Origin of the sequence: Paenibacillus sp. SAF-068 (assembly GCF_051967555.1) — a bacterium.
Lineage (GTDB): Bacteria > Bacillota > Bacilli > Paenibacillales > Paenibacillaceae > Paenibacillus.
The window spans coordinates 425,923-449,779 of sequence record NZ_JBQCJX010000003.1 but is presented as its reverse complement, the minus strand read 5'-3'; the positions used below and the strand labels follow the sequence as shown (position 1 = coordinate 449,779).

17 protein-coding genes are annotated in these 23,857 nt (G+C 51.8%); 8 read left to right on the top strand and 9 right to left on the bottom strand.

From position 1 onward, the window contains the following. The first annotated feature begins 51 nt into the window (after positions 1-51). Complete coding sequence (gene gntK, locus ACTHPG_RS19720) at positions 52-1,602, top strand: gluconokinase (protein ID WP_440391156.1); 1,551 nt, start codon at positions 52-54, stop codon at positions 1,600-1,602. 671 nt (positions 1,603-2,273) lie between these two features. Here gntK and ACTHPG_RS19715 read toward each other — a convergent pair. Continuing rightward, on the bottom strand, positions 2,274-2,663 hold the full coding sequence (locus tag ACTHPG_RS19715; RefSeq protein ID WP_440391155.1) for a nuclear transport factor 2 family protein: 390 nt from the start codon (positions 2,661-2,663) through the stop codon (positions 2,274-2,276). Positions 2,664-3,017: 354 nt separating this feature from the next. Here ACTHPG_RS19715 and ACTHPG_RS19710 point away from each other — a divergent pair, with 354 nt between their 5' ends. The 3 genes from ACTHPG_RS19710 to ACTHPG_RS19700 all read left to right on the top strand — a co-directional run bounded on the left by ACTHPG_RS19710 (position 3,018) and on the right by ACTHPG_RS19700 (position 5,295). Then, positions 3,018-3,335, top strand: coding sequence for an ArsR/SmtB family transcription factor (locus ACTHPG_RS19710; RefSeq protein WP_440391154.1), 318 nt, complete (start codon positions 3,018-3,020; stop codon positions 3,333-3,335). A 66-nt stretch (positions 3,336-3,401) separates the two neighbouring features. After that, positions 3,402-4,217, top strand: a complete 816-nt coding sequence (locus ACTHPG_RS19705) for a hypothetical protein (protein ID WP_440391153.1) — start codon at positions 3,402-3,404, stop codon at positions 4,215-4,217. 118 nt (positions 4,218-4,335) lie between these two features. Continuing rightward, positions 4,336-5,295 (top strand): MraY family glycosyltransferase, encoded by a 960-nt coding sequence (locus ACTHPG_RS19700; RefSeq protein WP_145325010.1) that lies wholly within the window; start codon positions 4,336-4,338, stop codon positions 5,293-5,295. Positions 5,296-5,405: 110 nt separating this feature from the next. Here ACTHPG_RS19700 and cydC read toward each other — a convergent pair whose 3' ends face one another. Genes cydC through ACTHPG_RS19680 form a run of 4 tightly spaced genes read right to left on the bottom strand, consistent with a single transcriptional unit; the run spans position 5,406 to position 11,591 of the window. Beyond that, positions 5,406-7,268, bottom strand: a complete 1,863-nt coding sequence (gene cydC / locus ACTHPG_RS19695; protein WP_440391152.1) for a thiol reductant ABC exporter subunit CydC — start codon at positions 7,266-7,268, stop codon at positions 5,406-5,408. Between the two features lies 1 nt (position 7,269). Further along, complete coding sequence (gene cydD / locus ACTHPG_RS19690; protein WP_440391151.1) at positions 7,270-9,174, bottom strand: thiol reductant ABC exporter subunit CydD; 1,905 nt, start codon at positions 9,172-9,174, stop codon at positions 7,270-7,272. Position 9,175: 1 nt separating this feature from the next. Next, entirely contained in the window at positions 9,176-10,231 is a 1,056-nt protein-coding gene (gene cydB / locus ACTHPG_RS19685) for a cytochrome d ubiquinol oxidase subunit II (RefSeq protein WP_440391149.1), read from the bottom strand. Continuing rightward, complete coding sequence (locus ACTHPG_RS19680) at positions 10,176-11,591, bottom strand: cytochrome ubiquinol oxidase subunit I (protein WP_440391148.1); 1,416 nt, start codon at positions 11,589-11,591, stop codon at positions 10,176-10,178. Before ACTHPG_RS19680 ends, cydB begins: the two co-directional genes overlap by 56 nt. Positions 11,592-12,059: 468 nt before the next feature. Here ACTHPG_RS19680 and ACTHPG_RS19675 point away from each other — a divergent pair, with 468 nt between their 5' ends. Genes ACTHPG_RS19675 through ACTHPG_RS19660 form a run of 4 tightly spaced genes read left to right on the top strand, consistent with a single transcriptional unit; the run spans position 12,060 to position 16,426 of the window. Continuing rightward, positions 12,060-13,352, top strand: coding sequence for a tetratricopeptide repeat protein (locus ACTHPG_RS19675; protein ID WP_440391147.1), 1,293 nt, complete (start codon positions 12,060-12,062; stop codon positions 13,350-13,352). Beyond that, positions 13,349-14,344, top strand: a complete 996-nt coding sequence (locus ACTHPG_RS19670) for a glycosyltransferase (RefSeq protein ID WP_440391146.1) — start codon at positions 13,349-13,351, stop codon at positions 14,342-14,344. The genes ACTHPG_RS19675 and ACTHPG_RS19670 overlap by 4 nt, the downstream gene beginning before the upstream one ends. A gap of 1 nt (position 14,345) precedes the next feature. Beyond that, on the top strand, positions 14,346-15,758 hold the full coding sequence (locus ACTHPG_RS19665) for a glycosyltransferase family 4 protein (protein WP_440391145.1): 1,413 nt from the start codon (positions 14,346-14,348) through the stop codon (positions 15,756-15,758). Then, the gene (locus ACTHPG_RS19660) at positions 15,755-16,426 is read left to right on the top strand and encodes a class I SAM-dependent methyltransferase (RefSeq protein WP_440391144.1); all 672 of its coding nucleotides are present in this window, start codon (positions 15,755-15,757) and stop codon (positions 16,424-16,426) included. Before ACTHPG_RS19665 ends, ACTHPG_RS19660 begins: the two co-directional genes overlap by 4 nt. Positions 16,427-16,677: 251 nt before the next feature. Here the strand turns inward: ACTHPG_RS19660 and ACTHPG_RS19655 are convergent, their stop codons facing one another. The 4 genes from ACTHPG_RS19655 to ACTHPG_RS19640 form a co-directional block, all read right to left on the bottom strand. After that, entirely contained in the window at positions 16,678-18,687 is a 2,010-nt protein-coding gene (locus ACTHPG_RS19655; protein WP_440391143.1) for a tetratricopeptide repeat-containing glycosyltransferase family 2 protein, read from the bottom strand. Positions 18,688-18,797: 110 nt separating this feature from the next. Next, positions 18,798-20,780: a glycosyltransferase gene (locus tag ACTHPG_RS19650; protein WP_440391142.1), complete on the bottom strand. Its 1,983-nt coding sequence runs from the start codon at positions 20,778-20,780 to the stop codon at positions 18,798-18,800. Then, on the bottom strand, positions 20,737-23,019 hold the full coding sequence (locus ACTHPG_RS19645; RefSeq protein WP_440391141.1) for a glycosyltransferase: 2,283 nt from the start codon (positions 23,017-23,019) through the stop codon (positions 20,737-20,739). The genes ACTHPG_RS19650 and ACTHPG_RS19645 overlap by 44 nt, the downstream gene beginning before the upstream one ends. Before the next feature lie 78 nt (positions 23,020-23,097). After that, positions 23,098-23,857: DUF6385 domain-containing protein (locus ACTHPG_RS19640; protein ID WP_440391140.1), on the bottom strand; the 760-nt coding region annotated here is incomplete at its 5' end.

Below are 23,857 nucleotides of genomic sequence, written 5' to 3'. Positions count from 1 at the left end.
AAGTTGGACGAATAGCGCCACCTTATATATTTAAGAAAGAGGGATGACAAAATGGCTTCTTCACCCTATATGATCGGCGTAGATATCGGCACGACCTCCACCAAGGCCGTTTTATTCGAACAGAATGGAACCATTGTGGCTCAAGGCAGTGCCGATTATCCGCTGCACACCCCCACACCTGCGATTGCGGAGCAGGATGCGGAAGATATTTTCAAAGCAGTCATTACATCGGTTAAACAGGCTACCTCCAAAGCGGGAGTTAAGCCAGAAGATATCCTGTTTGTATCCTTCAGTTCGGCCATGCACAGCATTCTGCCTGTCGATCAACACGGCACACCGCTGATGCGAGCCATGACATGGGCAGATAATCGCAGTGCCGAGTGGACCGAAGTACTCAAATCGAAGATGAATGGTCACGAAATCTATCTGAGAACAGGAACACCGATTCATCCGATGTCCCCGCTCACCAAGATCATGTGGCTCACCCGGGATCAACCGGAACTGTTCAGACAGACGCACAAATTCATATCCATGAAAGAATATGTTTTCTATAAATTATTTTCTGAATACGTCATCGACCACTCCATGGCCTCCGCCACCGGACTCATGAATCTGGAAAAACTCGACTGGGATGCAGAAGCACTGCATGTGGCGGGCATTACGCCGGAACACCTGTCTCGATTGGTACCGACTACACATGTGCTCAAACATGGATTGCACCCAGAGTACGCCAAGGAGATGGGCATTGCGTTCACCACACCGTTTGTCATTGGGGCAAGTGATGGCGTGCTGTCCAATCTGGGCGTTAACGCCATTGATCCAGGCGTCGTGGCCGTGACCATTGGCACCAGTGGAGCGATTCGTACGGTCGTAGATAAACCGGTGACCGATCCGAAAGGACGTTTCTTCTGTTACGCACTCACCGAGGATGCATGGGTCATTGGCGGACCGGTCAACAATGGCGGTGTTATTTTCCGCTGGATCCGGGACGAACTTGCGGCTTCCGAGGTGGAGACCGCGAAACGACTTGGTATTGATCCGTATGAAGTACTTACTCGTGTCGCGGAAAATGTACCTCCCGGTTCGGAAGGTCTCTTGTTCCATCCATACATGACAGGTGAGCGGGCCCCGCTCTGGAATCCGAATGCACGCGGCTCGTTCTTCGGTCTGACGCTGCATCATAAGAAGGAACATATGATTCGCGCGGCGCTCGAAGGTGTATTGTTCAACCTGTACACGGTTATGTTGGCGATTGAAGAAAAGATCGGTCGTCCGAAAAAAATCCAGGCGACAGGCGGCTTCGCCCGCTCCGAGTTGTGGCGGCAAATGATGGCTGATATTTTCGATCAGGATGTCATCATCCCCGAAAGTATTGAAAGCTCCTGCCTCGGCGCAGCCGTACTGGGCTTGTACGCCCTGGGCCGCATCGATTCTCTGAGTGCGGTCTCCGGCATGATCGGATCGACGCATCGGCACCAGCCTGACCCGGACAGTGTCCGCGTCTACCGGGAACTGCTGCCGATCTTTATCCGCATCTCCCGTAAGTTTGAAGAAGAGTATGCGGATATCGCTGCTTTTCAGAACAAGACGATGCAAGGGTAGGAAAGACGCGAATGTGATCAGAGATGGGCGAGTTAAAACGATGAACATGGAGTGGCTAACGAATCGTAGACGTCTTATTTGCAGCTTTTAGCATGTTTTCAGATTCTAACGAATCTGATACACCTTCTATCCGAGTTTAGTGGCGTAAGGTTGCCCCAAAGTGAGAATTCGCGGAAAATAACGCTTCTGCGATTCTTTAGAATCCGACTTATGCCGATTCTCGGCCAATAGCGCGTCCAAGTTCGTTACATTGAAAGAACGTCGTTTCCATGCAGCACGTCTTAGGTTCGTTAGAATTGCCGGACCCTCGCTACCACGCAGCGAATCACCATCTCCTTCGCTACATCCGGCTCAAATTTACATTCGACTATTAACATTTGACTCTAACGATTACGTTTTATACACGTTCATGAGGACCGTCTCGCCATGCTTAGGACATGCGGGACGGTCTTTTTTATGCACAGTTTTTCAGGTACGTATTTCATCCAATCCCCTGTAGAGTCTGTGCGATCAGAGTGATGAAGCCCTCCTCCTTAGTGCCTTCTAATTGACTAAAAGCGCTACAGAAAAAAGCCCACAGCATGGAAAACTGTGGAGCTAAAGTTGGCTATCTTATTAGGAATTCGGCATGCTCGCTTTTCACTCATCAAACTGAAATCTCCAGATTTTAATTACTGATTATACTTGCTGAATGCATTCTGATCGGCCTGTACATTCTCCAGGTACACGATTTGCCCCGCCTCATTCACACGTGCAATATCAATGCCTGCTTTGGCATATACCGTTCCGTCTGCCGCTTGTCCGCATACAGCCCAGTTCGTTTGGTAGCTGCCGTCAGGCTGTTGCACCCACCCGTCCCACATATGTTTTACGTCTTTATTGTACTCATAGAAAGCCTTCATAAAACCATCGAATCCTGTTCGGCTGGTGCCATTAAGCACAATCTCTGCGTCCGGTGTGAACAGGGACAACAGATCTTCCATGGCGCGCTCGTCTGTACGTGAAGCATCAAATAAACGGAAATAGTTGTTCAACATTGTAGTGGTACTTGTAGTACTCATTAATATTCCTCCTAGAATAAAAAGCCGATTTCCAACCCTTCAGTTCGAATATTTTCGAACTAACTGAAAAGAAATGTAACACACTTCCTATACTGCCCGCAAGAAATATATAAGTTGAGACCGACTTTTACACTAAAACGGAGAGTGCAGAACCAATCTGAAGAAGCGAAGCGTGCTCATTTATCACCGGATTTTTCCCTTGGACCAAGGGAATAAAGAAAATCTGGGGATAAGAGCGATCGAAAGATGGTACTGCAATCGGAGTAAACAAGTGTAATAGTTACAGTTCAACTTCTATAGTTCGATTTTTTTCAAACATTGAAAGAGAAAGCCGAATATGCTAACGTCATACATATGAGAACTCCAACGATACCTACAGCTTCGGAATTGAAGCTGACCACGGTCTGCAACGCACTCGGTGATCCGATCCGCATGAAAATTGCACACTGTCTGGCCAGCTCTGGCGAGAAAAACTGTTCCGCCTTCGAAGTAGACCATATTTCCAAATCCACGTTGTCCCATCACATCAAAATCTTACGTGAAGCTGGCGTGATCCAGCCGCGCATTGAAGGTAAACAGCACTTTTATTCCCTACGAAAGGAAGAGCTAAACGTTCGGTTCCCAGGTCTGGTCGAAATGATTCTGAATACAACCGAAGAATACGCACATTAAATTAAGCAAGTTCGAGATAACAAATATAATTATCAGAATTATATTTCCATAAAGGAGGCTAACCATATGGACAAGAAAGCAGCAAAGATACTGCTGAGCACATTCTGGGGAGGTGGCGGTTGGAAAACAACTTCCCCCCCCTTCTCCGGGGATGAATTTGAGTATGCCAAAAGCAAAGACGTCATGTTCGACCCACTCACGATCACGCATGACGAGATGGTTCAGCGTCTATACGACATGCATCAGGATAGCTCGCTCAAGGAGCGGGTAATTACGGCCTTTTTACATAGTCTGTCCACCAAAAAAGTCTATCTGCGCAGCGCATTATCCAGCTGGGCTTTAACATTGAACATGCCTTTGCATACCTACGCGGAACGTCCTGCCCTTCACCCTAATACCAGTGCCTGCGGGGATTGCAATTTCCTGCGCTTACAGTCAGACAAGGAATATTTCAATGTCGACATGAACGTCCTGAACTTTGAACGAATCAAGTGGGGCGGCGTGCGTCATGGTTGGTTACTCTACTGCCTGATGGATCTGGAATTACTGCTACAGGACAACGATACAAGCTATGAAGTAACCCCTGAAGATCAAGTTATCCTTGTCAATCTGCTTGAAGCAGCTCAGACGGAAGATCCCAAAGACAGTGCTCGTTCACTCGAGAAAAAGTGGAAGGATCTCTTGCCTTCCAGCAAACAGGAGCGCGATGCGCTGCTGGAAATCTGGGCGGCAGCCGGCATACTGGTTCCTGGGGACAAACCGAGGAAAGGCAAAGGGGGTTCCGGCGATTTTGTCTTTGCAGCAACCTGGCAAGGTGACGATGGATATCATGCAGAAAATGTAAATCATTATTTCGGCTCCTATCTTCCTCAAATGCGATAAAACCTGGACTTTGGCTCACCTTTGCGTACGTCTGGTTACAATAATGACATCGACAGATTTCCTGTTTAACTCGTATAATAAGGGGAAATGGGTAGATGGGAGTGAAACAAGCGAGTTTATGGTATACATACTGGCTTTTATAGTGTCTTTTGCTGTCGTGGTTTTGCTTATTCCGCCGCTTGGTCGACTGGCTCACCGGCTCGATTTTGTGGACAAGCCTCGGGAGGATGTGGAGCGTAAGCTGCACAGGCAACCGATCCCGCTCACGGCGAGTTACGCGATATTTACTGGATTTTTCCTGACATACATTGCTTTGACCAAAGAAATCACTTGGGAAACAGCGGCTCTGGTCGCTGGTGGTATGCTTCTGCTCACAATTGGTACCGTCGACGACTGGTACAAAACGAAAGGCAAAGATTTTCCTGCCTTGCCCAAGATGCTCGTACAAGTCTCTGCAGCAGTGCTCGTATTCGCTTCAGGCATAGCGTTCACCGGATTCGTGAATCCCTTCAACGCGGAATATGTCATGCTTCCGATCTGGCTGCAATTCATTCTGACGATCCTGTGGATCTTTGGGGTGACAACCGTCATCAACTTCTCGGACGGCATGGACGGACTAGCCGGCGGACTATCGGCCATCTCGGCGATTACTTTGTTCATTGTGGCCCTTGCCAAAGGTCAAAGTGATTCCGCACTCATGTCGATCATTCTTGTCGGTGTGACGATCGGTTATCTGAAGTACAACAAAGCTCCTGCCAAAGTGTTCATGGGTGATGCAGGCGCAACGTTCCTTGGCTTCATTCTGGCGGTTATCGCTCTGGATGGTGCATTCAAACAAGCAACCATGTTGTCCATCTTCATTCCAATTCTCGCACTCGGTGTACCGATCTTCGATAATATCTTTGTCGTGATCAAACGCTTCATTCAAGGTAAAGCAATCTACCAGGCTGATGCGAGTCAAGCCCATTATCGATTGCTGCGTGCCGGATTGAATCACAAACAGGTTGTTGCTGTGCTCTATCTGGTCAGCACTTGTCTGTGCCTTTCCTCCATCATATTGATGTTGGTAGAGATGTAAGTATCCGCAAGCAAGCGGTCATATCCGAATCGAAAAAGAGACGAGTCCAAGATGATTTCTTGGCTCGTCTCTTTGTTATGTTTATCTGATTCGCGCTCACTGGCTCACACTTATCTCGAAGCCGCCGGCGGCAACGGTTGTTCTTGTTGCTGCAACCCTGTCCATCCCGGCCGATCAAGTTCAATGAGACGGCGGTATCGCTCTTCCCCAGCCAGCAGTTGTTCGTGAGAACCCTGCATGGCAATCTGTCCATTTTCCATAAAAATAAGTTCGTCCATCTGTTCCGCACCAATCAGGTGATGGGTGACCCAGATCATCGTTTTGCCTTGCAAGCTGTCCAGAATGGTGCGCATCAGTTCACGTTCCGTCACGGGATCTAGCCCCACGGTTGGTTCATCAAATATCACAACAGGTGTCTCCCGGAGCAGGACCCGTGCCAGAGCAATTCGTTGTCTTTCCCCACCGGAGAAACGCAGACCTGTCTCCAGCATCGGCGTATCGTATCCCTGCGGCAAGGATTCGATCAGACCGGATAAACCGACTTGAGCGGCCACCTGACGAATCTCCTCATTCGTTGCGTGTGGGCGCCCGATCCGCAAATTATTGGCTACCGTGGTGTCGAACAGGTGTGGGCTCTGATTCAGCACCGCGATGACATCAGTGATACTCTCACCCAAGGTCTGCACAGGCAAATCATTGATCAGAACTTTCCCCGCAGACGGAAGTAATGCCCCCTGAATCAGCTTCAACAATGTCGATTTGCCGCCGCCGCTTCGTCCAAGAATAGCTAATCGTTTGCCTTGTGGCAGATGAAGGGATACATCATGTAAGGCGTAGGAATCATCCGCTGCATAACGGTAACTTACGCGATTAATCTCGATGTCTGCTCTTAGTTTGGGCGGGATGCGAAGACGAATTCGTCTGTCCGAGTCGCCCGTTCCGCCAACATCATCCACTCCAGTCTGCCCCTGAAGATCCGATTTGCCTTCCAGCTGTTTCAAGCGATCCAGTGATTCCCGGTACTGAGGCAGATGCTCCACCGCATCCCCTACAGGCAGAAGTGTTTCCGTGAGCGGAAATAACACCAATACAAAAGCAGCGATCATCACGGCAGGTAATTGCCCGACAGAAGCGGCGTTCCCAGCCCATACTGTAACCGATATGACCATCAAACCAATGACACACTGGGCCATCAGATCACGCCAGCGCGTCCAGCGCCGCAACTTGCGGCGAACTGTGTCGACCTGTTCTTCCTCCTCTTCCTGCTGCTGAACAAATTCCCCTGCTCGTCCACTTGCAAGCCAGTCTCCCAGTCCAAGCACACCGTCAGTCAGACGGGTATACAACCTGCTGTTTTCCTTTTTCAGCCGCACACGCCATTTCCACGTCACTTTCAGGGAAATCGCAGGCAGCGCGGCAACAAGAAATAACAAATATAAGCCCATCCACATTGCAAATCCCAGATCCACAGTGCCAAAAGCGATCACAGCCCCACCGTACATCACAAGTGCAGTAACAGCAGGAAAGACGGTACGCAGATAGATATCCTGCAGCCGCTCCACATCATCGGCGAGTGCTCCGAGCACATCTCCGGTCTGCATGCGAGAGCGCAGGAAAAGTGCCTGCGGCTCCAGAATGCGATATAGCTTCACTCGCTGATCGGCCAATACACGCAGTACGGCATCATGTCCTGCCAATCGTTCGATATATCGAAACACGGCGCGGAAAATCCCAAATGCACGCACCCCAACAATAGGTACATATACCATCAGAATATTTTCAGGACGCAGCGCAGACTTGGAAATCAAAAATCCGGAGGTAAACAGCAGCAATACCGCACACAGTGCAGCACAAGTGCCCAGCGCAATGACTGCAATGAATCTCCAACGGTACTGTGCCACATACGGAGCAATCCAGCTATTTTTTTCTTTGCCGTTACGGACGCTCTCCATATGTTCATATCCGGGCTTCATTTTATATCGCCTCCATCTGGGCCTGAATCATCTGATAATATACACCTTGCCTTGCCAGCAGTTCCTGATGTGTTCCTGTCTCTGCCACCGTGCCGCCATCCATAACAATAATTCGATCCATATGCGGCATCCAGTGCAGACGATGGGTAGCCAAAAATACAAGTTTGCCCTCAAACAGCGGAAGCATCGTCTGTTTCAGCTCATACTCGGTTTCCACATCCAGATGTGCTGTCGGTTCATCGAGCAACAGGATGTTTCGTTTACTCAGCAAAGCTCTTGCCAGTGCCACCCGTTGCTCCTGCCCACCACTGAGCTGTCGGCCGCCAGCCCCAATGTGCTCATGCAGACCACCGGATAATGCGGACAGTAGCTTGGTTAATCCAGCTGCACTAACTGCTTTGGCTACTTCTGCATCTGAAGCCTCTGGCATGTAGAACCGAACGTTATCGGCCAGACTTCCACTAAAGATATATGGATGCTGCGGGATCGCTGCCGTCTGTCTTCGCCAGGATGCAAGCATATCCGGTGTCACGGGCTGCCCGTTGGCTAATACTTGGCCTGAAGTAGGCAGCTGAAATCCAGCCAATACATCAATCAACGTGGACTTGCCTGCCCCGCTGGCGCCAATAATACCGATTTTGCCGAGACCTGTAATCTGGAAGGTAACATCCTTTAGCGAATAAGGACCTTCTTCATCGTGTTGTACCTGTACATCCGTTAGTGCCAATCTGCTATTCTCATTCCATGAGGTCACCGAGGAAGATGAAGGAACATGATCAGGAGTAGTAGAAGCAGGGTCAAGATGTGCCTCAGCCGATTTATTATTCAACAAGACACGTATGGTCGAAGTGCCGGTTGTCCTTTTATCCGAAGATAATGATGGTATTAATCCAGCTTCGTCCTTTGCCGTGTCCGCATGCGCAATAACATTTGCATAGGCCTCTTTCTGTTTCTGTTCAGCGGTTTTCCCCCGTTCAATCACCTGATTAATGGCCGCTCCGGCTTCCTTGCCGTCCAAAGTGGCATGATAATCTGCGCCGAGCATACGTACAGGCAGGAAATATTCGGGTGCCAGAATCAGTACCGTCAGTGCAGGGCCGAGCAGCATGTGACCTTCCGTCAGACGTAACCCCAGACCCACAGCGACGGAAGCAACGGACAGCATGGTGAAGAAATCGAGTGCAAATGAAGAAAGAAAAGCCATGCGCAGGGTGGACATCGTCGCTTTCCGATACCGCTGACTGACACGCACAATCGACCCTTCGTGTGTTTTGCTTTGTCCCAATGTCTTTAGCGTCTCCAGCCCACGCAAAGTATCGACAAAATGATTAGCGAGCGCTTTGTAGGATCGGAATTGTCCGTCAATCTTGCGCTGAGCTGCAAGACCAATCAGAATCATGAATACGATCAGAATCGGGAGTGTCAGCATCAGAATAACCCCGGACATCAGGTCCAGCTTGAACACATACAGCATAATGAGGATGGGTGTGAACCCCATGCCCAGCATGCGAGGAATGAATAGTTCAAGATACGTCTTGTATTGGGCTGTTCCCTCTCGTGCCAGTGTGACCAGATGGCCTGTTCCCTCCGTCTTGGCATAACGCGGTCCAAGCCTGAACCACTGCTCCACCATCTGTCTGCGCAGATCGGTCCCTGTCCTCTCTGCATATCGCGATGTCACGAGTTGTAACCAGAAGGATAGGGCGTAGCGGGCGGCAAAAGCAGCCAGGAACAGCAGCAGTACCGGGTACTGCTCTGTTACGGATGAACCTTCAAACAATGCCGTGATGGCCTGTGCCAGCCATTTGGCTTGCATAATGATCGTCATCGCCTGTAGCAGTACCAGCGCTGATGCCAGCGCGAGTACTGGCCGGATGCCCGGCAGCTTCAGCAGCCCCCGTCCCATATCAGTACTCCAGGTGGTGCTGCTCGTTCAGACGTTTGCGGAAGATATAATAACTCCAGATCTGATAACCAAGAACAAATGGCAGCAGTGTACAAGCCACAATCGTCATCACTTTCAATGAATACGCACCAGATGCCGCGTTGTATACGGTCAGGTCAAATGCAGAACCAAACGAACTTACCATGACCCTTGGGAACAGACCGATAAATACCGAGGCAAACGATATAGCAATCACAGCCCCTGTCATACCAAAAGCCCAGCCTTCACGCTTCTGACGAACGAAGTATGCCGAAAGTGCAAGCGCAACTGCGCCAAATACAACCATGATCCACAGTGCCCAGCCGCGAACGGCGAACACATCGGTCATGAAATACGTCATTATCGCATACACGGCAAGCAGTGCAGCCAGCGGCAACATCAATTTTTGCGCTGTATTCAAGGCACGCTCTCGGAGATCCCCTACAGTTCGTAATGAGGCAAACAGCAATCCATGAACCAGACACAGCAGCGTTACGCTCAAGCCACCGATCACGGTGTACGGATTAACGATGTCCAAGAATCCTGCACGTAACTGCATCTCTCCATCAATGGGCAGACCCTTCATCAGCGTGGCAAAAACCACGCCGAACAGGAACGGCAAGAGGGCACTGGAGATCACAATGATGATGTCCCACGTTTTGCGCCAACGCTGCTGTTTCATTTTACTGCGGAATTCGAAAGCAACCCCGCGACCAATCAAAGCGAGTAACACCACGACGAGTGGCAGGTAAAAACCACTGAACAACGTCGCATACCAATGCGGGAAGGCTGCAAACATCGCGCCCCCTGCGGTAATCAGCCATACTTCGTTGCCATCCCAGAACGGACCGATCGAGTTGATCAGGGTCCGGCGTTCACGGTCTGTTTTGGCAATAATACCTGTGGACATCCCCACACCAAAATCAAAACCTTCCAAAAAGAAGAAACCGACAAACAATACGGCAATCAGCAAAAACCACAACTCACTTAGTGACAACGGAATAACCTCCATCCACGCCGAACGGATCGGCCGATTCATCGTGATCTTCCGGCTTATCGACCGCAAATGGCCCAGCCTTGATCTCACGTACGAACAGGTATACCATCACGATTCCGAGAACCGTATACGCGGCGGTAAAAGCGATGGTTGAGAACAAAATCATTCCTGCGGATACGTTCGGCGAGACCCCGGCTTCAGTGGTCATATAGCCAAATACCGTCCATGGCTGCCTTCCAACCTCAGTCATGATCCAACCTGATGTATTGGCAATAAACGGCAAGGATATGGCAAATACCATCAGACGCATAAACCACTTTCCAGCGACCTCCAGCTTCTTGCGCATGGCCAGGAACGTTCCGTATAACGCCAGGACAATCATCAGACCACCCGCTGCAATCATGATGCGGAAACTCCAGAACGTTGTCCGTACTGGCGGAATATAGTCCCCCGGTCCATACGTCTGTTCATACTCGGCCTGAAGCTCCTTCATGCCTTTGACACTGCCGGAGAATTTACTGTAGGACAGGTAACTGAGCAGTCCGGGGACTTTGATCTCACCGGTATTCTCCTGTTTATCCGGATCAATAAAAGCGACCACCGTCCATGGTGCCGGATCTTCCGTTGTCGTCCATGTGCCTTCACTGGCTGCCATCTTCATCGGCTGTGTCTCTACCAGATATTGCGCCTGAAAGTGTCCCGAGAAAGCCACACCTAATGAAGAAACGAGTCCAATGATGATCGCAATATTAAATGATTTGCGGAAAATCTCCACATCCTGCTTCTTCATCAATTTGTAAGCACTGATTCCGGTGACGACGAAAGCCCCTGTCATCAATGCCCCAAAAATCGTATGCGGGAACTCGACGAGAAGCTGACCATTCGTGATCAGTGCGAAGAAATCATTCATCTCGGCTCGGCCGTTGTTGATCTCAAACCCGACGGGATGCTGCATAAATGAATTGGCAGCCAGAATCCACAGTGCGGACAGGAATGTGCCGACAAACACCAGCCAAATGCAGGCCAGATGCACTTTTTTGGACAAACGATCCCAGCCGAATATCCACAACCCGATAAATGTAGACTCCATAAAAAACGCGAGTAACGCTTCAACAGCCAGCGGTGCACCGAACACGTCCCCCACAAACCGAGAGTACTCGGACCAGTTCATGCCGAACTGGAATTCTTGCAGAATACCTGTGACAACCCCGACGGCAAAGTTAATCAGGAACAGCTTGCCCCAGAACTTGGCCATCGTTTTGTAGATTTCCTTACCCTTAACAACGTACAACGTCTCCATGATTGCAACCAACAGCACAAGACCGATGGATAGCGGGACAAAGAAGAAATGGAAAATCGTTGTAAGTGCATATTGGATACGCGATAACATAATCGGATCCATACCGTTACCCCTTCTTTCTGTTCACTTTGCAGTATGCGTATTTAGCATTGAAGCTGCACCTTCGCTGTCTGTCCGCCAAATACGTTGATGAACGTATTGTGCCAGATTACCTATTTTATACATGTGAGAATTATCACAATCTACGTGTTTAGAGCAAAAAAAAGTGATCCTGGTCACATAAAATATAAAAATCAGCCTATTGTAGTGCGAATTCAAACATCTTTTTTTCAGTACCGGGAACGTGGAATGAAGCCGAAAATGGAGGATTGGAGCGGAGGGAAGTTCTATAATGGCTTGCCAACTTCATGTATTGATGGAAGATACTCATGTTTGGGACGGAATGCCCATATGTTAGTCTCAGGCATATCATGCGAAGTGCCGTGAGGGCTTTACATATGAAGTGAAAGCATGATGCACATGTTGCGAGAATGGTGCTCCATATTACAGTCAAGGTGAGGTGAACGATTCATGGAAAGAACTGCGCCGTTACCCGGTGAAAACTCCGAAGCCAGCCCCGATATGGCGCATACGGCCCAGCCCCCTGTCCGATATGTGCTATTCCCGCGCAAAGGAGGATGGTCATCCTTTCCCTACCCGGATATTGTTGCACTGCTGTCCATCGAGGGAGAGGTCTACTATGTCAGCAGCCTGAAGCAAACAGAGGATGTACCTGCGGTTATCAACGTGATCTCCCTACCTGAAGCCGAGGAGCTGTTGCTGGAGCCCCGCACCGTCGCGGTCGTTACCCATCCCTATTGGCTGATGACAGCGGCCTCGATGGAACCTGATCTATGTATCGTCTTGCTCCCCGAGCCTGCTGGAAACGAAGCAGAATCTCCGCTATGGGAGAGCAGCATTTCCAAACTGGTCGGTATCGCTGATCTGGTAGGTACATTCTCCGAAACACGATATATGAAGCTGTTATTCCAAGGCGTACGCGCCATCTGGTTAGGAGGGGAAGACCCTTCACCTGCGGGTACGGTGCAAAAGGATAATCTTGAAGTCCCTCTCCGGGACTACGAGCTGTTCTTCCTGCATGCGCTGCGGCAGATCCTGTCAGGTACGCCCGATAGCGTCACCCTGCTTCAATGCAGTGTGCGTGCCGACTTCTATCGCCAGCTTCGAGCCAAAGCTGGGGCACATGAGACCATATCCTTTTTGCTGGCAGCCTATGAGTACTTGCTTGAAGATTCTCGGGCCATCCATTCGTTGCAAGAGGCCTTCACCCATGCAGTCTTGAATGGTCGCAGTGATTGTGTCGTCTCCCATTATCGCTTCCTGTCTGCCATTCATGCCCGGGCCGGCAAGTTAGAGGACGCTCTGCTGGTGTACGGGATTAGTGCATCCGACGAACAGGAACGACATCATTATGAACAGCTATGTCGCTGGCTTGAGGCAGGAGAAGATCAGCTTGTACGAGCGGAATTACTGCGTATTAACGATGATTATGGAACTGCGCTGCGCATCCTGGACGAACTTGGCGGAGAAACCGCGAGACATTGGCAATTCCGCATTTATCAGGAGACAGGTCGCGTGGAAGAGGCACTGGCACTTGTGCATGCAGTCGATATTCAGGATGATGCCAGTCGCCGGGATTATCAGCAATTATCCGGAAGTGCGCTGGCTCTGCGAGGGGACAGACACGGGGCAGTGAGACATTTTCTCGAAACGGCTCTGGAGGATGAAGATGCGCTCGCCCGGATTGTCGAGCTGGAGTTGTTGGATCATGCTGTACAGCAATTGCTTGGGGAGGTGCCATGATGCTGGACCCGAAGAAGCGAAGACAACAGTTGAATGGGCCAATCGTGCATAGGGATATTCGAACCGAAACCACTTACACGCCAACGGTAACAGTAGATCTGACACATACAGATGCATCGAGAGATGGCAATCACACGCCAGATCCTGCACAACCAGCGCAGAACATCCGAAGCCAAGTACATCACTGGGGCGGTGCACAAGGTCAGGGAGAACAGGATACTTCTGCAACAGAAGAAGAAACGAGTGTATTCAAAGAGCCGCACTCCATCCGTCGGGTTCGCAAAAACACAGGCAACAAACTAACCGCCATGCTCCAGGTTCGCAATGAACGCGGACGATACCTTGAAGAAGTATTGCATGATCTGAGTGAGTTCGTGGATGAGATCGTGATTGTGGACGATGCCAGCACAGACGGAACCCCGGATCTATGCAGAGCCTATCCGAAAGTGGTCCGTCTGGAGGTGTTGGAGAAACCGCTGTTCGCCGAGGAATGGCGACTACGCAACACGTTGTGGCAAGCAGCGGCAGGCACACACCCTGACTGGTTACTCTCGGTTGATGCGGATGAGCTGTACAGCTCTGAGGCCAAGAAAGCCATACGCACGCTGATTAATCAGGAGTACGCGGACTGGTTTGCATTCCGTTTCTACGACATGTGGGGCGGCCGAACCCATTACCGTGAAGATGATCTCTGGTGTCTGCACAAGCGGCATACTGCTTCACTTGTACGATATATGCCTGGATATCCTTATTTCTATCCACAACAGAATCATCATGTTCCCCGTCTTCCCTTGTCCTGCACGGTACTGCCTGGGGTGAGCACCGAACTGAAGGTTCAGCATCTCGGCTGGGCAGGCAGTCTGGAGGATCGGGTGCGTAAATATTTGCGTTACAAGCGCATTGATCCTGGCGGCGAGTGGGGCAATCTTGCACACTACGAGTCGATTCTTGATCCGGAACCTCGGCTGATTCCCTGGAAGGAGGGACCGTGAGATGGGCGTGGTGAGTATTCTGACGCATAGCTTCACCGACGGTTACAACCGGGAATTCGGCCGGGTATTTGGTGGTGGGCTGGAACGATATATTCTGGATCTGTGTAGTGTCATCCGTGGACTCGGACATATTCCCGAGGTCCATCAACTGTCCTATTTTGAGGCATTCCAGACTCGAACGGAGCAGATTGACGTATTTGGTTATTCGTACGACATGGATAATGTACCGGAAGCCTTTGACCGGATGGCAGCAGCGGCGCGCGGCCCGGTAATCTATGCCAGCTGTCTGTGGCAACCCATCACTTACAAGCCGGGCAGTCTTGGTATCTGTCACGGCATTAACTGGGATCGTCCCGGACTGCCTCTGGAGACCAAACAACAAGTGGCAGAACATATTCAACTGGCTCTGGATGGACTCGTGCGCATTGTATCCGTGGATTCCCATTTCCAGACCTTTTGCCGCGCCGCATGCACCTATACCGATCCAAGGCAGGTCGTCCTGATTCCCAATGCAGTGGATACGTCCTATTTCACACCTGCCCCGCCAACGCGCACCTTCGAGCAGGAACAGGAAGACGAATGGCTTGCCGCATGGAAGACTGATCTGGCGAGTCATGAGGAGGATGCTGGTGCAGTTATATCAGGGATGAAAGCTGTGGAAAGCAAGGGTGGACCGAGTGGTGATGGAGCATACAGTGGGAAGGCTAACGGAGATGTTACAACGGATTGGGCTACGGATATTGTAATATCAGCAGATGCTGAATATCAGGTTAATGGTCTGACTCAGGAACAGGTTGAACAGAAAACTATGGATGTCCGCTTGACCTCTCCCCGCCCAATTCGCATTATATATCCGCGCCGAATCAGCATGGAACGGGGCATTATTCCCATGATGCTGGCAGCAGATAAGCTACTGGGGGCTTTTCCGGATCTGGAGATTGAATTTGCCGGGGAACTGGTGGAAGGCAGTACGGTCGGGAGAGCCTTTCGTTACTGGCATCGTACCCATCCACATGCGGAGCGAATTAACCAGCGCACGTATGATTTTCGGGATATTCGGGAGGCCTACCATCAGGCAGATATCGCGGTTATTCCAACCGTGTTCTCGGAGGGTACCTCCTATGCCTGTCTGGAAGCGATGAGCTGTGGACTTCCGGTGATTGCCTCCAATGTTGGCGGACTGAATGATCTGATTCAGGATGGTTTTAACGGGATATTGGTACCTCCTGGCGAGCAGGAACTAACCACCGCACTGGTACGTCTCGTACAGGATCGGGCCGAGCGGGAACGACTGGGAATCTATGCGCGCGAGACCGCACTGTCCTATGATCTTGCCAGATGGCGGAGCCGGTGGAGCACGGTGTTGGAATCTTTTTTGGCAGAGACAGGATTAAAGGAGGGAATTCGGGGATGATGGATATGCCCAAGGCAACGGAATTCATGGAATCAAGATACATTCGGCAAAGTGACCCTAAAACGGAAACGTTGGTCTTCCCCCTGCATCCGGCATGGTGGAGCCGTCCCTACGAATATGAATGGGCCCGGCGATTTGCGCGTCCAGACGACGTGGTCCTTGATGCAGCCTGCGGCATCTCCCATCCGTTCAAATTCTGGCTCGCAGAACACTGCCGCGAGGTTCATGCCTGTGACTGGGATGAACGCATTTTGTCTGAAGAGGCTATAAAGCTGGATATTGCTGCTGATTTTGGCGAGCAGGCCTTTCAGAATCTGCCGGATTCGAGTCTCGTCCGATTGCAGCGTGCACAAGCCAATCTGGCCCAGCTTCCGTACGATTCGGGCAAGTTTGATCGGGTGTTCTGTATCTCTGTACTGGAGCATCTGGATACGGGTACGATGCTTCGAGCGTTCCGCGAGTTCGCCCGGGTACTGAAACCAGACGGACAGTTGATCGCCACCTTCGATGTGCCCGAGATGCGACCTGATCTGCTGGAGACGATCATGGCGGTCACCGGATTAACCATTAAAGATAAGCTGAATGTGGAAGAGCCTGACGATGCCATCTGGTCTGACATGTACGGCACGCCGATCCGCTGTTTTCGAGCGGTGATATGCAAGGTTTGAGGAATCGACCCATTGGCAACGGAACCATGCACGGTTCGGCGATATGCTCCGATGACCGGTAGCTCCGTTGCTTTTTTAATTGTAATTGGATGGGCTATTGAGAAACAGATCGAGATTGCAGGGATTAGGGTAAGGGACAGGAAATTAGAGACTAGAGACTGTCGATTAGAAATTAGATATTAGATGCTTAGATGTTAGAGATAAGAGATAACGATATGTGATAAGTGATAAGTGATAAGTGATAAGATGAATTATAGGTGTACCAGTAACATGTTGCACTGGTTGGTGTATTCATCAACAGAGGCTGCGCCGGGTGCTGTCAGGCGCAGCAGTGTACGCAGGCCCGGCGGAATCGTCGTCGCCGGGCGACCTGTGGCGGCAGGTTGCCGCGCCGTGAGTTGGGCCGACTCGGCCCATTCACGTGCCAGGTTCTGCCGCCCGGCGAGCAGCGCGAGCGTGCCCGCGAGGAGCGCGTGAGCGATGCGCTCCGCGGCGGGCACTTCGTTCGCGTGGGGCTGCTGCGCGCCGTCAGGCGTGCCGCATAGCGCAAGCGCAAGCAGCCCTTCGCGAACGCTCGCGGGTGCGCGCAGCAGCCCGCCGCGTGCCGCAGGCGGAAGCGCTGCGAGCAACGCCAGCACGCCGCGGGGCGGCAGGGCATGCAGCAGGCGCAGCCATGCGGCCCATGCGCCCACGCCGGCGAGCGCTTGCGCAGCTGCGAGCACGCCGCCCGGCGCAGGCGCCGCAGGGCCGCCGGGCGTTGCACCGCCTGGCGGGCTGCAAGCCATGCTGCTGCCGGCCAAGGCCCCGCGCTGCAACAGCGCCTCGGCGGCCTGGGCCGCTGCGGGCAGCGCTGCCTGCCGGCGAGCCGCCGCTCGGGCGTTGCGCCCGCCGGGCTGCTTCTGGCCCAGCGCCCACAGCGCGAGGGCCGCCTCTGGCCCATGCTGCGCATGCGCCGCCCAGGGCTGCAAAGCCGCACGAGCCGCGGCGTCCTCGTTCAGCTGGGCCAGCGCAAGCCCGGCAGCCAGCGGCTGTGCCCGCAGCGGGCCAGCAAGCGCCGCCGCATGGCGCAGCAGCCACTCCGGCCGATGCGCGGCCAATGCGGCGGCGATCAGCGCTTGCCATGCTGCAGGCGGCAAGCTTACCCGGGCGGCTACGCTTGCGATGGCTTGCGGCCGCCCTGTGGCAGCGGCCAGCAACAACAGCCGCTGCCATGCAGGCAAGCTGCCGGGTTGCATGCTTAGTGCCGCCGTGTACGCGGCTTCTGCTTCTGCCCAGCGGCCAGCCCGCTCATGGGCCATGCCTTCCAGTGTCAGACTGCGATAGGTTCCAGCACCAGAGACGGATGTATAGCTGCTGGCTGTGGAAGCGGCCGATTTAGCCTGTTTTAACCAGGCCAAGGCTGTGTCCTCTCTCCCCTGATCCAGTTCAAGTACAGCACCAAGCTCCAACAAATCCGGAAAATCCCCATACACGGGTGCCCATGCTTCCACCACAGCAAGTGCCCGTTCCGGACTGCCACTCTCTCGCCAGGCGTAAGCCGTTTTCAGCACCAGATCCGAGTGATATCCACACTCCGGCATAAGCTGTGCCAATAATGGCTGTAACAACCGAAGTGCTTCATCATATTTCGCTTGCTGAAACCATTCGGCAGCCAGCGCATATAACAGCTCCGGTCGATCACCCTCCTGATTCAACGCGGATCGGATCAGCTGCATGTTCCGCGCACCTTTATTTTTAGCAGTAATCTCCTGCTCCAGATATCCGTAATGAATGACCCCAAATCCAGAATGAAGCACACCATGCGGAGCCAGTGCCATAATGGAAGTAGCAATCTCTTCATGAATTCTGCCTTGAAAAGCAATTCGGGGATCATTTCGGAACAATCGACATACCGCATCCGTCACACGCTCTTCACCGGACACACCCAGCAGACTTGTGACCTGGATCCAATACCCCCATACGTCGTCTCTGCTTGCCGCTAACGACTGCACGAGTTCTGCCTTCATCTGCGGGGTCTGTACCCATACTTCATCCGCATCAAGCACCAGAATCCATGGTTTCGTAGCAGCGGCCAGCGACAGATTACGAGCTTCACTGAAATCTCCACTCCACTCCGTACGAATTACAACGGCACCATGAAGGCGTGCAATTTCAATTGTGTTGTCTACCGATCCCGTGTCCACTACGATGATCTCATCCACAACATCCCTGACTGCATTCAAGCACCGCTGGAGTGACCCGGCTTCATTCTTCACGATCATGCACAAGCTAACCCCCGACTCCACAATCACCACCATCCCTCACTAACGGAGTTCGCCCCATTCAGAACCCAGCTGTATCTCCTTTAACTCCCTCATCTACCTGGTTCCTCTCAGCTCTCAAACCCGTCTGCTCCTGGCAACTCCAGCCGAATATGCTGAACGACAGGCCAGCAACGATGCCGTTGTCCATCCGTATGCTGAGCATACACCTCCAGATGATGATCTGCCGCACCAACCAATCCTTTCACCAGCCAGCTGGTTCCCATCAGCGTATCCGAAGCCCCAGGGAACGGTTCCATGTCACTCACCTTCCCTTTTTCCTTTTTCCCTCCTATCTCATTCCCCTTTCCTTCCATCTCTTTCTCTTTCTCCTTCTCTTCCGCCGATAACCTTTCTTTCGCCAATTGCTGTCGACACAGCTGAATCAGGCTATGCAGCTCTTTCCAACTCCCCGACTGAACACATCCTTCAAGCATCAGTCCAAGGGCCTGCCAACCGTCATACTCTGCTCCTGCAACCGTTCCGTCCATGTTGGGGTCCATGTCCTTCTTCGTTGTCGCTCTCAGGTCCACCATTTGCCCGGTCTGTCCAACAAGCTTCTCATGCGTGACGGCACCAGGCTGTGAGCTACGCTTCAACCACAACGTCAGTGGATCACTTCCGTTGACTTCCTTTCCCTCCATCCACTCCAAGCGTTCAAGCCATCGGGTGGACAAGATCGCAAGCTTTCCTTTTTTCCGCTGCACTGTTTGCAGTTTCTGACGTGCCTTGTTCCATCTCCCTTGCTGGATGTGGAGCATCGCTTCAGCCACGGATAAGCGTTCCCTCATCTCTCCGGTGGGTTGTGAGGAGGATATTTCCGGCAACAATTGCAGAGCCGCATCATAACAACGGGATTGCTCCAGAATGCCCAATACTTTGTGCGTAGCCTCATCCGAGCTTAGGGCAAATCGCTCCCTCACCAGCTCCGGAATCTGATGTTCCTGCCCGGAGACTCGCATAATTCGGAATATCCGATAGAGTGGCGGCAGCAGACTGGATTTGGCGCGCACCGCTTCCACGTAAGCATCCACCGCACCTCCCAGATCTGCCTTTCCTTCCAGTAATCGACCTAACGTATACCACGTCTGATAGGTACCCATGCCTTCCTCTGTATGATAGATGGCTGGAGGTGGTCCCATGCGAACGGCTTCACGGAGCGAATACTCTGCCCGATCTGCATCGCCCAAGGCGTCTGCACATAACCCGCGATGGTGCATCAGATCCGTGTACTCCGGAAAGAGTTCAAGCGCAGCATCAATGCGATCCAATGCCTCCTGCCAGCGATTCAGATGCTGAAGACAACGAACTTCATATTTGAACAACAGATGCGCGTAACTGGTCAACGCAGGATCAATCCCCATCCGAGCCACTCCAAACGTCTCCAATGCCCGCTCCGCTTCCCCCACACGCAGATACTCCACACCCAGATTATAGTGATGGAACGGCTGATCCGGTTCTTCCTCCACGGCCTGTTTCAGCAGGCGAACATTGCGGCTTACCTTATCTTTGCCCTCCACAATCGCCGTCTGATACCCATAATGATGGATGACCATGTCCGTCACATGAAATGCAGCCTCTGGATTCTCACGACAGATCGCCGCCGCAATCTGCTCATGAATTCGACCTTGGAACCGATGACCCGGAGCATTGCGAAAGAGACGCAAAACCGGATTCACGGTAGCCCCCTGCTGACCCGTACCTGTATAGTTATGAATGTTTAAAAACAATCCGTCACATCCGCTGACTGCCGTCCAGCTCCTGATCTGCTCCCGCGCAGCCCTATCGAGCGCCTCGTCCGCATCAAGAAAGAGAATCCAGTCGCCCGAAGCCTGCTCCAGACCAGCATTCCGTGCTGCGGCAAAGTCATCGCACCACTCAAATGGTACCACCACCGCGCCATACTGCTGTGCAATCTGTACGCTGCGATCCGACGAACCGGTGTCCACTACAATCATTTCGTCCACCGCTCCCTGGACACTGGCAATACAATGAGGCAGCAACTCTTCCTCATCCTTCACGATCATGCATAGGGAAATTCGTTCCGCTCGCAAGCTGATTCCTCCTTTCCTTCGCTTGGAAAAGCGTACGCCACGGGATGCTTTCGGTCGTACGCAGCCTTTGTTCCAGTGCAGTATGTTGTGCCAGGAGTGACTCTGAAGACGGAAAACGCCCCCCTTCCTGCCGTATCGCCTCCAATGCCATCCGCATGTAACATACAGCTGCTCCAGCTCGGGCTTGCCGCATATCAGGCTCTCGCTCCAGAGCTTGCTCGAACAGAGACAGCGCTTGATCATTGTGGCCTTTGGCATACAGCGTTTCACCCAGCCAGAATAACCCTTCGGCATCCAGCTCACTCTCAGTCATGCACTGGATCAGGATGTTCGCAGCTACCATGGTATAGCCCTGACGATACAGCAGGCCTGCAAACTCCCGTCGTAAAGTTACAGCCGTTCCCCAATGATCACGCATCATTAATGCCCGCAACTCATGCAGCTGCTCAGCAAGTGTAAGCTGTCCTGTCTTTACGGCTTGCTCCACAACCTTCTCTGCTACCATCTCTGCCTGTGGACCCCATTGCATAAGTTTCTGTTCCGGTGAAGCAGATTCCATGCTCCGTGGCTCTTTGGTCAACTGATCCAACAGTCGATCCATAACCTTCCAAACGTTTTTTTCCTGTGGAAGCGCAGTTGCGAGGAACGCCTTGGATAATCGTAATCCATTGGCCCAACAAGCCAGTGCCCAATCCATTCTGTGCTCCACCGGCAGATTGACTTCATGCACATCATCAACGTTCCAGTGTTCTTCTGCCAGTTGAAGTGCTTCAGAAGCCTTATTCGCACACATCATCCAATGTATTTGATCCGCTACATGGATACGAGCAGTACACGCATCTGTATCCAGCATTTTCAATGCCTGCTCATATGCCCCACAGCCTGCCAGAACATAAATCACTTGCACCAGATGATCCTCATTCTTCACCGCATATGAATGGGGCATTTCACCACGAATCGAATCACCGTGACCCGACTTCTCGTTTCTTCTGCATCTGGCAAGCAATGTTTCTGCTATGTTCTCATCGGTTTCACCGGATTGTTGCAGCACATCTGCCAACCCTGCCCATGCCGGAATATATGTGAACATGCTGTCCAGAGCCAGCCCATACAGATGTGCAGACTCATGAAGGAATCCCCGTTTCTGTGCAAGTCTGGCCATCGCGGTATAAGCTCTGTAACTATCAGAACCTGCTTCCATTACATATGAGACGTCCACCGTGCTACCACCAACAATCTGTTCAACACGATCCGTTCCCTTCCGGCAGTCCGTTGCTCGGGCATAGGATTGATATGCACGCTCCTCCAAACCTTGCTGCTCCAACGTCTCCCCATACAACAGGTGCAGATCCGCATAGGATGGATAACGCTGTCTTTCCACAGCCAGAATTGCATGTGCCTCGTCATAACGTTCCGATCCTGCAAGTGTCTTCGCATAGTCTCTAACCAGTGTAGGGCGATATGGCGCGGGCAGCTCTGTCCGGTGTACTGATTCACGGAACGCTTCAATAGCCTGTTCAATCTGACCAAGCTGACAATACGTCACTCCCAGATTGTACAGGTGAAAAGGCTGTGCAGGCTCATCTGCAAGTTCCCGCTCGATTAGTCTTAAGTTTCGTCTTGGTTTATGTTCCTTCGCAATCGTGGAAGCCAGATATCCATCATGAATGAGACATAGCGGGGCAAGAGGTTCAGCCTCAATCACTACACGTTCTTCATCTGTACTACTCTCGCTCTTATTCATATCAGCAACCTCATCTTGGGCAAGTCTGCATGGGCCAAGGCGAACCAACTGCTCATGGATGCGTCCCGCATATCGATATCCCTGATGAGCACGGAATAGTCTCACTGGTTGGGAGATTACCCTCTCTTCAACCCCTTCACCATATCGATTCTCTATGGTAATTCGTAATCTTGAGATGCTTTTATGGACTTTTGGCAAATAATTCAGCAGTTCATCCAATCCATGCGCAACGTACTCATCAGCATCCAAACACAGGACCCATTCCGTACTCGCCAGAGGCAGACTGATATTTCGTGCATGGCCAAAGTCATCTTGCCAGTCGGCATGCAGCACCGTTGCCCCGTACGTTTTGGCGATCTCGGGTGTGCGGTCAGTTGAGCCAGTATCGGTGATAAAACATTCCATGCCATGATGCTTCAAGCTGTCGAGACAGCGGGGCAGGTGATGTTCTTCATTTTGCACAATCATATGGATTCCAAGTAATCGGTTCTTCAAAGGCAACCACCTCCAATGCAAAAAGGTACATGAAGTCCACCAAAGGAACTCCATGTACCTATATGACAAATAAATGGGTTATGTGCCTTGTCCATTGAAGAACACATCAATCGTACTTGGTGCACCAACTAGGCTGGAGCGGTAGGATAGACGCGTATATTTGAGGAAACGCTGTGGTACAAGTACATCCACTGATCCGGACAAAATGCCAGTTACCGTCGTTACATCCGTGTACCAGTTCGAACCGTTTGCACTGATCTCAACGCGCGCATCTACCCGATTTACACCAGGTCCCCTGTTGTATACAAAGAAAGAATACGTACCAAATACACTGGTTGTCACCGCAGGGAGCGCTGTGAAGGTGTTTGCGGTAGGGGTACTTATGAGTTGGGACTCCTGAAAACTCTTCTGTGAAATGGACGTCACACTGCTGAGCGTCCCTGCCGTAATCGTAGCACCGAGCACGCTGGTGATGGTTCCGTTTAACAAGTTGGTCAGTGTTCCTGCCGTGATTGTTGCCCCAAGCACACTCGTAATCGTACCATTCAGCAGATTCGTCAACGTACCTGCAGTTACGGTTGCACCAAGTACGCTTGTGATCGTACCATTCAACAAGTTGGTCAGCGTGCCTGCGGTGATTGTTGCTCCCAGCACACTTGTAATCGTACCATTCAGCAAGTTTGTTAATGTTCCCGCTGTTACCGTTGCGCCGAGCACACTGGTAATGGTTCCGTTCAATAAGTTCGTGAGTGTTCCTGCTGTGATGGTTGCTCCGAGTATACCTGTAATCGTACCCGCCGTGATCGTCGCCCCAAGCACACTGGTGATCGTACCATTC

Excerpts from the sequence above, each read along its gene's own strand:
- ACTHPG_RS19705 (WP_440391153.1), top strand. The coding sequence starts at position 3,402 with ATGGACAAGAAAGCAGCAAAGATACTGCTGAGCACATTCTGGGGAGGT.
- cydB (WP_440391149.1), bottom strand. The coding sequence starts at position 10,231 with ATGAATCGGCCGATCCGTTCGGCGTGGATGGAGGTTATTCCGTTGTCA.
- ACTHPG_RS19700 (WP_145325010.1), top strand. The coding sequence starts at position 4,336 with ATGGTATACATACTGGCTTTTATAGTGTCTTTTGCTGTCGTGGTTTTG.
- ACTHPG_RS19660 (WP_440391144.1), top strand. The coding sequence starts at position 15,755 with ATGATGGATATGCCCAAGGCAACGGAATTCATGGAATCAAGATACATT.
- gntK (WP_440391156.1), top strand. The coding sequence starts at position 52 with ATGGCTTCTTCACCCTATATGATCGGCGTAGATATCGGCACGACCTCC.
- ACTHPG_RS19655 (WP_440391143.1), bottom strand. The coding sequence starts at position 18,687 with ATGATCGTGAAGAATGAAGCCGGGTCACTCCAGCGGTGCTTGAATGCA.
- ACTHPG_RS19710 (WP_440391154.1), top strand. The coding sequence starts at position 3,018 with ATGAGAACTCCAACGATACCTACAGCTTCGGAATTGAAGCTGACCACG.
- ACTHPG_RS19665 (WP_440391145.1), top strand. The coding sequence starts at position 14,346 with ATGGGCGTGGTGAGTATTCTGACGCATAGCTTCACCGACGGTTACAAC.
- ACTHPG_RS19675 (WP_440391147.1), top strand. The coding sequence starts at position 12,060 with ATGGAAAGAACTGCGCCGTTACCCGGTGAAAACTCCGAAGCCAGCCCC.
- cydD (WP_440391151.1), bottom strand. The coding sequence starts at position 9,174 with ATGGGACGGGGGCTGCTGAAGCTGCCGGGCATCCGGCCAGTACTCGCG.
- ACTHPG_RS19680 (WP_440391148.1), bottom strand. The coding sequence starts at position 11,591 with ATGGATCCGATTATGTTATCGCGTATCCAATATGCACTTACAACGATT.
- cydC (WP_440391152.1), bottom strand. The coding sequence starts at position 7,268 with ATGAAGCCCGGATATGAACATATGGAGAGCGTCCGTAACGGCAAAGAA.
- ACTHPG_RS19715 (WP_440391155.1), bottom strand. The coding sequence starts at position 2,663 with ATGAGTACTACAAGTACCACTACAATGTTGAACAACTATTTCCGTTTA.
- ACTHPG_RS19670 (WP_440391146.1), top strand. The coding sequence starts at position 13,349 with ATGATGCTGGACCCGAAGAAGCGAAGACAACAGTTGAATGGGCCAATC.